The sequence below is a fragment of the Acidimicrobiales bacterium genome, assembly GCA_036399815.1.
GTDB lineage: Bacteria > Actinomycetota > Acidimicrobiia > Acidimicrobiales > DASWMK01 > DASWMK01.
Genome location: DASWMK010000086.1, coordinates 1 through 9,394, shown reverse-complemented (window position 1 = coordinate 9,394; position 9,394 = coordinate 1). Strand labels below are relative to the sequence as shown.

The 9,394-nt window shown below is 75.2% G+C and carries 9 protein-coding genes; 5 read left to right on the top strand and 4 right to left on the bottom strand.

The window, feature by feature from the left end; all coding sequences use genetic code 11:
- Nucleotides 1-299: 299 nt before the first annotated feature.
- The gene (locus VGB14_06340) at nt 300-1,085 is read right to left on the bottom strand and encodes a citryl-CoA lyase (protein HEX9992526.1); all 786 of its coding nucleotides are present in this window, start codon (nt 1,083-1,085) and stop codon (nt 300-302) included.
- Entirely contained in the window at nt 1,082-2,602 is a 1,521-nt protein-coding gene (locus VGB14_06335; protein ID HEX9992525.1) for an AMP-binding protein, read from the bottom strand. The genes VGB14_06340 and VGB14_06335 overlap by 4 nt, the downstream gene beginning before the upstream one ends.
- A 41-nt stretch (nt 2,603-2,643) precedes the next feature.
- On the opposite strand from VGB14_06335, the gene VGB14_06330 reads away from it, so the two are divergent.
- Nucleotides 2,644-3,066, top strand: a complete 423-nt coding sequence (locus tag VGB14_06330; protein HEX9992524.1) for a hypothetical protein — start codon at nt 2,644-2,646, stop codon at nt 3,064-3,066.
- Here the strand turns inward: VGB14_06330 and VGB14_06325 are convergent.
- A complete protein-coding gene (locus VGB14_06325; GenBank protein ID HEX9992523.1) occupies nt 3,063-3,407 on the bottom strand; it encodes an MmcQ/YjbR family DNA-binding protein in 345 nt (114 codons plus the stop codon). The two genes, VGB14_06330 and VGB14_06325, sit on opposite strands and share 4 nt — an antisense overlap.
- Nucleotides 3,408-3,423: 16 nt before the next feature.
- The gene (ftsH, locus tag VGB14_06320; protein ID HEX9992522.1) at nt 3,424-5,271 is read right to left on the bottom strand and encodes an ATP-dependent zinc metalloprotease FtsH; all 1,848 of its coding nucleotides are present in this window, start codon (nt 5,269-5,271) and stop codon (nt 3,424-3,426) included.
- 192 nt (nt 5,272-5,463) lie between these two features.
- Here ftsH and VGB14_06315 point away from each other — a divergent pair, with 192 nt between their 5' ends.
- The 4 genes from VGB14_06315 to VGB14_06300 all read left to right on the top strand — a co-directional run.
- Nucleotides 5,464-5,721, top strand: a complete 258-nt coding sequence (locus VGB14_06315) for a DUF3499 family protein (protein ID HEX9992521.1) — start codon at nt 5,464-5,466, stop codon at nt 5,719-5,721.
- Between the two features lie 291 nt (nt 5,722-6,012).
- Nucleotides 6,013-6,780: a CPBP family intramembrane glutamic endopeptidase gene (locus tag VGB14_06310; GenBank protein ID HEX9992520.1), complete on the top strand. Its 768-nt coding sequence runs from the start codon at nt 6,013-6,015 to the stop codon at nt 6,778-6,780.
- 97 nt (nt 6,781-6,877) lie between these two features.
- Nucleotides 6,878-7,018 (top strand): hypothetical protein, encoded by a 141-nt coding sequence (locus VGB14_06305; GenBank protein ID HEX9992519.1) that lies wholly within the window; start codon nt 6,878-6,880, stop codon nt 7,016-7,018.
- Between the two features lie 67 nt (nt 7,019-7,085).
- The coding region (locus tag VGB14_06300) for a hypothetical protein (GenBank protein HEX9992518.1) at nt 7,086-9,394 on the top strand (2,309 nt) is incomplete at its 3' end.

Below are 9,394 nucleotides of genomic sequence, written 5' to 3'. Positions count from 1 at the left end.
GCCCCGCCCGCCTCCGACGGCGCAGCGCAGGTCGGATGGACGGGCGCTCACGTCCGGCCCGCTTCCGACGGCGCGGCTCGGTCGGATGGACGGGCGCTCACGTCCGGCCCGCCTCCGACGGCGCGGCGCGGTCGGCCGATCCCGCTCACGTCTCGCTCGCCTCCCGCGGCGCGGCGCGGTCGGCCGCCCTCGCGCTCACGCCCCGCCCGCCTCCGACGGCGCAGCGCGGTCGGCTGGGCGCGCGCTCACGCCAGGCCCGCCCGCCTCCGACGGCGCGGCGCGGTCGGTTGGTCCCGCGCTCACGGCTCGCCCGCCTCCGAGGCCCGGTGGTCGATCTCCAGCCAGAGGCGGCTGCCGATGGGGTGCTCGGCCTCCTCGGCGAGGTGGGCGACGAGGCCGGCCGTGCGGCCGATCAGCACGAAACCGCGCACGCTGGCCGGTGGGAGGCCGGCGTCGGCCAGGGCCGCGCCCGCCGCGCCCGCGCCGTTGATGGGCAGCCGTCGGCCGGCGGCCGCCTCGTAGGCGGCGGCGACGTGGCGGAGCAGCCGCAGGTGCGGGCCGAGCAGGTCCTCCTCGGCCGCGATCTCGTAGAAGCGGGGGGTGCGGGGATCCTCGTCGCGGTGGACGGGGTGGCCGATGCCCGGCACCCGCAGCCCGGCCGCCCGCCGCTCGGCCACCGCCCGGTCGGCGACGGCCCGCAGGTCGCCGTCGCCGGCGTCGGCGCCCGCGCCGGCCGCCGAGAGGGCGGCGGCCAGGAACAGCGCGGTGTCGCCCGCCGGCCCGAGCAGCATCGACCCGGCCCCGAGCAGGCCGGCGGCGACCGCCCCCTGCACCGCCTCGGGCGCGCCGGTGTAGGTGAGCCGGGTGGCGAGCGACGACGGCGTGAAGCCGTGGTCGGCCAGCGACACGAGGGCGGCGTCGCAGACCCGTCGCTGCGCCGGCGTCGGCTCCCGCCGGGTGAGCAGCAGGTAGGCCAGCTCGGTCAGGGTCAGCCGGCCCATCAGCTCGGACGGCAGGTCCCGCCCGGCGATCGTGATCCGGTCGGGCCGGGTGGCGCCGATCCAGGTGTGCAGCCAGTCGCTCATCGGCGGGCCTCCTCGAGGTCGATCTCGCCCGCCGTCCGCTCCTTCGGCAGCCGGTGCTTGGCCAGCCGCCCGGTCGGCGTGTGGGGGAGGTCGTCGACGACCTCGAAGAACCGGGGCACCTTGAACCGGGCGAGGTGCCCGGCGGCGAAGTCCCGCACGGCGACGACGTCGACGGTCCGCCCCCCGGCCGGCACCACGAACGCCTTCACCTCCTCCTCGGTCAGCTCCGACGGGACCCCGACGACGGCCGCCTCGGCCACGTCGGGGTGGCGCTCGAGGACGGCCTCGACCTCGGCCGGGGACAGGTTCTCGCCCCGCCGCCGGATCACCTCCTTGCGCCGCCCCACGAACGTGTAGGTGCCGTCGCCGTTGTCGCGCACGAGGTCGCCGGTGCGCAGCCACCCGTCGACCAGCACGGCCGCCGTCTCCTCGGGCAGGTCCCAGTACCCCTTGGTCAGGCAGGGGTTCCGCAGCTCCAGCTCGCCGACGCCGCCCGGGCCGACCTCCCGCCCGTCCTCGACCACCCTGGCATCGTTCACATGGCCGAGGACCGGGTGTTGGCGGACCGAGCCGAGGGTGCCGTACGGCCGCTCGCCGTGGCGCCAGATCAGGCCGTAGGGCGACTCCGACAGCCCGTACCCGCACACGATGCGCAGGCCGAAGCGCTCCTCGATCTCGAGGTGGCGCTCCCGCTCGGGCGACGGGCCGGCGTAGCAGAGCCGGAGCGGGTTGTCGGCGTCGTCGGGCCGGGGCGGCTGGCGCATCAGCAGCTCGAGCATGGCGCCGACGGCGTTGAACTCGGTGGCGCCGAACCGGCGGCAGTCGTCGAGGAAGCGGCTGGGGGAGAAGCGGGGGACGAGGGCCAGGCTCGCCCGCACCGCCACCGACCCGAGCGTCGAGTAGGCGGGGGCGTTGACGTGGAACAGGGGGAGGCCGGTGATCAGACGGTCGTCGGCGGTGAGCCCCATCCACCACGGGAAGCCCTCGCCGGCCATCACGTAGGCAAGGTGGGTCTGGAGCACCAGCTTGGACCGGCCGGTCGTGCCCGAGGTGGGGATCATCACCGCGACGTCGCCCTCGTCGACGGCGGCCGGCCCCCGCCCGTCCGGCTCGGCCCTGAACAGCTCGGCCACGTCGGCCACCGGCGCCGCCCGACCGGCCTCGGCGAGAGCGGCGTCGACGGTCGGGCGCAGGTCGGGGTCGGTGAGGACGAGCGCCGGCCGCACCTGGCCGACCAGGCCGGCCAGCTCGGCCACCGTGCCGGCCGGGTTCACCGGGACCTGCACGGCGCCGACCTCCATCAGCGCCAACCAGGCGAGCAGGTGGTCGGGGACGGTCCGAGCGGTCACGACGACCCGGTCCTGGCGGCCGACCCCCGCCGCCCGCAGGCCCGCCGCGGCCCGCTCGACCCGGTCCTGGGCGGCCGCGAAGCTCAGCTCGACGCCGTCGGCCACCAGCCAGGTCCGGTCGGGCACCTCCTCGACGGCGCTGCGGAAGAACCGGGGGATGGTGCGCACGGCGGCCATCATGTCGCCCGCGACGGCGGCAGGATGGACGGGTGGAGCGCCTGATCGTGGCCGCCGTGCTGGTCGCCGTGGCCGTGGTCGTCGCCCTCGTCATCGAGCGGCGCCGGCCCGACCCGCCGACCCAGGCGTCGTTCGACGTCCCGTCCCAGCTCGACCGCCGCGACTTCCCCCGCCCGGACGCCCCCTGGCTGGTCGCGGTGTTCACGTCGGCCACCTGCGACACCTGCGCGGCGGTGGCCGGCGCCGCCGCCCCGCTGCAGAGCGACGCCGTCGCCGTCGTCGAGGCGGAGGCCAGGGAGCGCAAGGACCTGCACGACCGCTACCGCATCGAGGCTGTCCCCGCCGTGGTCGTGGCCGACGCCGACGGCGTGGTCCGGGCGTCGTTCCTCGGGCCCGTCACCGCCGCGGACCTGTGGGCGACCGTGGCCCGGGTGCGGGAGGGCGGGCCGGCCTAGGAGCGCTCGGCGTCGAAGCCGGCCACCAGGCGGCGGGGCGCCGACCGGCGCCAGGCCTCGGTGACCAGCTCGGCCAGCTCGCCGTCGTCGACCGACGCCAGGCGCACGAGCACCATCGGCCAGGCCTCGTAGTGCGGGGTGACCGAGAACGTCGCCGGGTCGGCGGCGAGCAGCGCCGCCCGCTCGGCCGGGTCGACCTTGACGACGAGGTGCTCGCCGTCGTCGTGGAGGCGGACCACCAGGCGGTCGCGCACCTTCAGCGCCGGCGTGCCGTACGACGTGGCCTCGACGACCTCGGGCAGGTCGCGCCCGATGGCGGCGACCGTCGCCCAGGTCGCCACCGGCCGGCCCGGTGGGTCAGGCGCCGCCGTCGGCCGACGTGGCGACGTTGACGGCGGCGGTGGCGCCGGCCGCCGCCGGCTCGGGACGGTGCCCGTCGCGGCCGAGGTCGATCAGGCGGCTGACTTCGCTGCCGTCGATGGTCTCCCGCTCGAGCAGGGCCCGGGCGACGAGGTCCAGCCCGTTGCGGTGGGCCCGGAGCGTGTGGCGGCAGCGCTCCTCCTGGTCCCGGAGGATGCGCTCGACCTCCTGGTCGATGACCCGCGCCGTCTCGTCGCTGTAGTCCCGCGTGTGCATGAGGTCGTCGCCGAGGAAGACCGCGCCCTGCGAGCCCCAGGCCATCGGGCCGATGCGGTCGCTCATGCCCCACTCGCGGACCATCTTGCGGGCCAGCTCGGTGGACCCCACGAGGTCGTTGTTGGCACCGGTGGAGATCACCCCGAACACCAGCTCCTCGGCGATGCGCCCGCCCATGCGGACGACCAGCGAGTCCTCGATGTAGTCCTGCCGGTAGATGTGGCGCTCCTCGATCGGGAGCTGCTGGGTGACGCCGAGGGCCATGCCGGACGGGAGGATCGTGACCTTGTGCACGGGGTCGGCGTGGGGGAGCACGGCGGCGCACACCGCGTGGCCGGCCTCGTGGTAGGCGATGACCTCCTTCTCGGAGTCCGACAGGGCCATGGACTCACGGCGCTGGCCCATCAGGATCCGGTCGCGGGCGGCCTCGAAGTGCTCCATGCGGATCTGCTCCTCGCCGGCCCGCACGGCGAACAGCGCCGCCTCGTTCACGAGGTTCGACAGGTCCGCGCCGCTCATCCCCGGCGTGCCCCTGGCGACGACGTCGAGCTTCACGTCGGGCGCGATCCGCTTCCCCTTGCAGTGGACGTTCAGGATGGCGAGGCGCTCGTCCACCTCGGGCAGCGGCACGACGACCTGGCGGTCGAAGCGGCCGGGCCGGAGCAGGGCGGGGTCGAGGATGTCGGGCCGGTTGGTGGCGGCCATCATCACGATGCCCTCGGTGGCCTCGAAGCCGTCCATCTCCGAGAGCATCTGGTTGAGCGTCTGCTCGCGCTCGTCGTGGCCGCCGCCGAGGCCGGCGCCCCGCTTGCGGCCGATCGAGTCGATCTCGTCGACGAAGATGATCGCCCGCCCGAGCTTGCGGGCCGACTGGAACAGGTCGCGCACCCGCGAGGCGCCGACCCCGACGAACATCTCCATGAAGTCCGAGCCGGTGACCGACAGGAACGGCACGCCGGCCTCGCCGGCGACCGCCCGCGCGATCAGGGTCTTGCCGGTGCCAGGGGGCCCGACGAGCAGGACGCCCTTCGGGATCCTGGCGCCGATCTCGCTGAACCGCTCGGGGTGCTTCAGGAAGTCGACGACCTCGCGGATCTCCTGCTTCACGCCCTCGTAGCCGGCGACGTCGGCGAACGTGGTGCCCGGGCGCTCGGTCGTGTAGGTCTTGGCCTTGGAGCGGCCGATCGACATGATCCCGCTCATCTGGCCCTGCTGGCGCCGCGCCATCCACCAGAAGAAGAGGATGAAGACGCCGACCGGGATCAGCAGCGGCAGGATGCCCTCGAGGAAGCCGGTCTGGGGCGTGTTGAACTCGACCTCGACGTCGTGCTCGCGGAGGAGGGCGACGTCGTCGTCCGGCAGGCCGCCGTCGAGAGGGCCGGTGGTGGAGAACCGGGTGCCGTCGGCGAGGACGCCGTCGATGTGGGCGTTGCTGTTGTCGATCTCGATGGAGCGGACGTCGTCGGCCTCGACCCGGTCGATGAAGGCGTCGTAGGAGATGTCCTCGCTGCTCCCACCCGAGAACAGCTGCGGGATCAGCACGGTGGCGAGCAGCAGCCCGATCAGCACCCAGATCGACCAGCGGGGCCAGCCCTGGGAGCCCGTGGAGGGGCGACCGCCCTGTCCCCGCCCGGGTCGGGGCGGGGGCGGAGGGGGAGTCTGAGGACTCATGGCACCATCGTAGAGGGGGTGTGTGACATTGAGGGGTCCCCTGCAGGGGACATCCGCCACGTTCCCGCAGGCCGGAGGTACCTTCGGGCCATGTCCAGGCGCTGCGCACGACCCGCCTGCGGCGCCGCCGCGGTGGCCACGCTCGCCTACGACTACAAGGCCAGGGTCGTGTGGCTGGGGGCCCTCGCCGACGAGGCGCACCCGGCCACCCACGACCTCTGCGCGATCCACGCGGAACGCCTCTCCGCGCCCCAGGGGTGGACGGTCGAGGACCGGCGCGGCCCGCACGCGCTCCCGTCCGACCCCGCGAAGGGCGGGGCCTCGTCCGGGGCCACGTCCGCGGCCTAGCTCCGGCCCCGCCGCGAGAGTCGCCACAGACGGAGGCTGACGGGTCGGTCCCGTCGGTGCCGGCCCCCGTCCGCCGCTGCGCCGCAGCCCGGACGCCGAGCGGCGCGTCCGCCTCAGGTCCCTGCGCCAGCCCGTCGAACGCCGCGCGGTGCGTCGACCGAAGCCCCGCTGCGGCCCGGACGCCGAGCGGTGCCGCGCCCCCGACGACCCCGGCGGCCCCGACGCACCCGCCCGTCCGCCAGCCCGCCCGGAGGGTCGGGCGGCGGCGGGCGGCCGGTAGCCTCGGGCGCCGTGGCCGAGGCCGCCCGACCACCCGTCCCGCCGCCCGGCCGACCGGGCACGGGTCGCGAGCCGGGCTGGGGGCTGGCCGACGCCGCGATCGGCTTCCTCGTCGCCCTCCTCGCCTCGACCCTCGCGACCGCCGTCGTCCTCGGCGTCACCGGCCGCACGGCGGACTCGTCCGACGACCTCCCGCTGAGCCTCGTCGCCCTCCTCCAGGTCCCCCTCTGGCTCGGCCTCGCCGGGGCGCCCGTGCTCGCCGCCCGGCGCAAGGGCCGGGGCGTGGTCGAGGACTTCGCCTTCCGCTCGACCCTCGCCGACGTGCCGATCGGCCTCGTCGTCGGCGCGCTCACCCAGGCCGTGCTCGTCCCCCTCCTCTACCTCCCGCTGCTGCGGTTCCTCGACGACGACCTCGACGTGTCGGCCCCCGCCCGCAGCCTCACCGAGCGGGCCACCGGGGTCGGCGTGGTGCTGCTCATCCTGGTCGTCGCCGTCGGCGCCCCGGTGGTCGAGGAGCTGTTCTACCGGGGCCTGCTCCTGCGCTCCCTGGAGCGCCGCCTGGGGCCGGCCCCCGCCCTCTGGGTCTCCGCCATCCTGTTCGGGCTCAGCCACTTCCAGCTGCTCCAGCTGCCGGCGCTCGTGATGTTCGGGCTGGTCGCCGGGTGGCTGGCCCAGCGGCGCGGCCGGCTCGGGCCGGCCATCTGGGCCCACGTCGCCTTCAACGCCTGGACGGTGGCGTTCCTGCTCGGCGCGGCGACGGTCGACAAGATCGGCACCTGACCCCTCAACCGGGCGCCGCGCCCGCCGAAGGAAGGAGCGGACGGAGGAGGGGCGTGCCATGTCGTCGTTGCGGTGCGCGGGCTGTGACGGTCCGCTGGTGGAGATCACGCTGACGATCGACGGCGAGCCCGTGACCATGCGGTCCTGCTCCACGTGCGACCGCCGCTCCTGGCACCGGGGCGGCGAGCAGGTGGAGCTGGCGGGTCTCCTCGGCGTCGCCCCCGGACGCCGCCGCTGACCCCCGCCGGTGGCCCGGCGCGTCGCGACGCGCCGGGCGCTCCGGTTGGTGCCACCATTGGCGCCGCATGACGGCGACCACCGAGCCAGACGCCGCCCCGGCGCGCCGCCGCCCCGTCGAGGCATGGGTCACCGCCGCCGTCGTGGCGGTCTGCGTCGGCTTCGTCCTCGTCGAGCTCCACCCCCAGCTGCTGGTCGCCGACACCACCCCCGCGGGCGGCGACATGGGCGCCCACGTGTGGGCGCCGGCCTTCCTGCGGGACCACCTCCTGCCCCACGGCCGGCTGACGGGCTGGACGCCGGACTGGTACGCCGGCTTCCCCGCCTACCACTTCTACATGGTGGTCCCGTCGCTGCTGATCCTGGCCCTCGACGTGGCCCTGCCGTACGGGATCGCCTTCAAGCTCGTCACCGTGCTCGGCGTGCTGACCCTGCCCGTCGCCGCCTGGGCCTTCGGCCGGCTGGCCCGGGTGCGGTTCCCCGGCCCGGCGCTGCTCGCCGTCGCCACCCTGCCCTACCTGTTCAACCGGGTGCCCGAGGGCACCGGCAACATCGTCGGCGGCAACCTGGCGTCGACCCTCGCCGGCGAGTTCGCGTTCTCGATCAGCCTCAGCCTGGCCGTGCTCTACCTCGGCGTCGTCCTGCGGGGGCTCGAGAACGGGAAGCACCGCGCCGCCGCCGCCGTCCTCCTCGCGCTCACCGGCCTGTGCCACCTGATCCCCGCGTTCTTCGCGCTGGCCGGCACGGCGGTCGCCCTGCTCGTGCGGGCCGGGATCGCGAGGGTCAGGTGGCTGGTCGCCGTGCTGCCGGTGGCCGGGCTGCTCGCCGCCTTCTGGGTCCTGCCGTTCTTCGCGCGGCGGGCGTACATGAACGACATGGGCTGGGAGAAGCTCCACAACTTCAAGGAGCTCCTCTGGCCCCACGACCTCCGCTGGGCGCTCGGCCTGGCCGTCGTCGGCGCCGTGCTGTCGGTGCTGCTCGGCCGGCGGGCCGGGATCTTCCTGCTGCTGCTGACGGCGATCATCGGCGTCGCCGTCGTCCTCCTGCCCCAGGGCCGGCTGTGGAACGCCCGCCTGCTGCCGTTCTGGTTCCTCGGCGTGTTCTTCCTGGCGGCGCTGGCCGTCGCCGAGATCGGCTCGGCCGTCGCCACCCTCGTCGCCCGCAACCCCCTGCGACCACTGCGCTCGGTGCAGGTGGGGACGGCCGTGCTCGGCCTCGGCGCCACCCTCGTCGTCGTCGGCCTGCCCCTCACGGCGCTGCCCGGCAGCGTGCGGGGCTCGGACGGCATCGTCCGCTGGCTCGGCTTCTCCACGGCCGACCGCAGCTACCTGCCCGACTGGGCGGCCTGGAACTACAGCGGCTACGAGCGCAAGGCGGCCTACCGCGAGTACCACGACGTGGTGCAGACGATGGCCGGCGTCGGCGAGGTGCACGGGTGCGGGCGGGCCATGTGGGAGTACGAGAAGGAGCTCGACCGCTACGGCACGCCGATGGCGCTGATGCTCCTGCCGTTCTGGACCGACGGCTGCATCGGCTCGATGGAGGGCCTGTACTTCGAGGCGTCGGCGACCACGCCGTACCACTTCATCAACCAGGCCGAGCTGTCCGACGAGCCGTCGTCGGCCATGCGGGACATCCCCTACCCGGCCCGGCCGCTGAACCAGGCCGACTTCGACCGGGGCATCCGCCACCTCCAGCTGCTCGGCGTCCGGTACTACCTCGCCTTCTCGCCCAACGTGCTGGCCTACGCGAGGGCGAACCCGGCGCTGGCCGAGATCGAGGCCTCCCCGCCGTGGGCCGTGTTCGAGGTGGCCGGCACCGCGCTCGTCCAGCCGCTCGCCAACGAGCCGGCCGTGCTGGACGGGGTGTCCCAGGCCGGCCGGGAGTGGCTCGACCCGGCCATGGACTGGTACCTGGACCCGTCCGCCTGGGAGGTCACGCTGGCGGCGACCGGCCTCGACGGCTGGCAGCGGGTGCAGGAGGGCGTGCGGCCGGAGGCCAGGCCGGTGCCGTCGGTGACGGTCAGCGGGATCAGCCAGGGGGACGACCGGATCAGCTTCGACGTGGACCGGCCGGGCACGCCGGTGCTCGTGAAGGCGTCGTACTTCCCGAACTGGCAGGCGTCGGGGGCGGACGGGCCGTACCGGGTGGCGCCCAACCTGATGGTCGTCGTGCCGACCTCGACCCACGTCGAGCTGCACTACGGGTGGACGCCGGTCGACGTGGCCGCCTGGGCGCTGACCGGCCTGGGCCTGGCGCTCGCGCTGCTGCTGGCCCGCCGGCCGCCGGTGCCGATGCCGGCGTCCTCGCCCTTCGCCGACCGCCTGGGCCGCTGGGCGGTGCCGGACGACGCGGTCGCCTGGCGGGACGGCGTCGC